Here is a 1,276-nt window from a genome sequence, read left to right on the forward strand (position 1 = left end):
GCCAGAGGCATTGAGACCTCACCCCAAAGGCCGGTCTCTTTATTAAGAGAATGGAAGCATTACTCTTTAGTCATGATGGAAAACTTATCCTTGCAAAGCGGGGCGGACCATATATGACCCCGGTTTCCGGTTTTTGACCCTGTTCTTCACAAAAATAGATATGTTAAAGTAAATGTAGAAACGACTACTGGCTGAGGCAACCCATGAGACCATCGGCAGCATTAAAAAAATACCGGGCAAAGATCAAAGCCGTTATAAAAGAACATAAAGCAGCTAATGCCCGGGTATTTGGCTCTGTATTGAATGGAACCGACACCGAAACCAGTGACCTTGACATACTGATTGACCCGGGTCAGGACATGACCCTGTTTGATATTGGAGCGATTCGTCACAAACTCAAGCAGTTAACTGGTGTAGAAGTCGACATCCTGACTCCTGGCTCACTTTCAGACACGATCAGAGATGAAGTCCTTTTGCAGGCAAAGCCCATATGAAAGGGAAAAATGCACTGAGGCTAGTGGAGTATCTTTCTCACATAGTTGAGGCAGTGGGACGAATACAAGCGTACATCGCTGATTTGAAGAGTGAACAAGAATTTTACGAAAACACGCTCGTTCAGGATGCAGTCATCCGAAACCTTGAAATTATTGGTGAAGCCAGCAACAACGTTGATAAACACTTTCCTCAGTTTGTGAAAGACCACAAAGATGTACCTTTTATTTATGCCTATGAAATGAGAAATGCCCTTGCTCATGGCTACTTTAAAGTTGACCTTCCCATTGTCTGGCAAACCATTGAGAATGATTTGCCTGCATTAGCAAGCAGTGTTCAGAAATTAATTGAATCAATTGAATAGATGAGCCTGAGTATCTGTTGTGCAATAGCTCATTTTTGATAATACACGACGTAAATGTGCACAATGAAAGACCTAATGGAATGGTCCGCCCCGCTCCCAAAACGGCTTCAAATGAGCCAAAATAGAATGAGTTTGGTAGGACATCATTCAAAATAAGAAACGGAGCGAACCATCCATGGGCAAGGTTAACAAATCAGGAACTAATCAAAAAGGCCAGGTTGCTTTTCTCGGAATTGATCTGAGCAAAAAGAGTTTCCAGCTACATGGTGTTGATGCCAAAGGTCATGTGGTTCTCAAAAAGAAACTTAATCGCAAAGCACTCTTGCCCTTTATTGCTAATCTGCCTCAATGCGCTATTGGCATGGAAGCTTGTGGAGGTTCACACTACTGGTGTCGTAAATTTACCGAACTGGGTTATGA

Annotated in this window: 2 protein-coding genes and 1 pseudogene; all 3 read left to right on the forward strand. The window is 42.8% G+C overall.

The window, feature by feature from the left end:
- Positions 1-203: 203 nt before the first annotated feature.
- Positions 204-494, forward strand: a complete 291-nt coding sequence (locus tag J7438_RS25565; RefSeq protein ID WP_209203138.1) for a nucleotidyltransferase family protein — start codon at positions 204-206, stop codon at positions 492-494.
- The gene (locus tag J7438_RS25570; protein ID WP_209203139.1) at positions 491-856 is read left to right on the forward strand and encodes a HepT-like ribonuclease domain-containing protein; all 366 of its coding nucleotides are present in this window, start codon (positions 491-493) and stop codon (positions 854-856) included. The genes J7438_RS25565 and J7438_RS25570 overlap by 4 nt, the downstream gene beginning before the upstream one ends.
- A gap of 175 nt (positions 857-1,031) precedes the next feature.
- A pseudogene (locus J7438_RS25575) lies at positions 1,032-1,276 on the forward strand (hypothetical protein); the annotation flags it as partial.

Origin of the sequence: Thalassotalea sp. G20_0, assembly GCF_017744175.1 — a bacterium.
In the GTDB taxonomy this organism is placed as follows: domain Bacteria; phylum Pseudomonadota; class Gammaproteobacteria; order Pseudomonadales; family Endozoicomonadaceae; genus Endozoicomonas.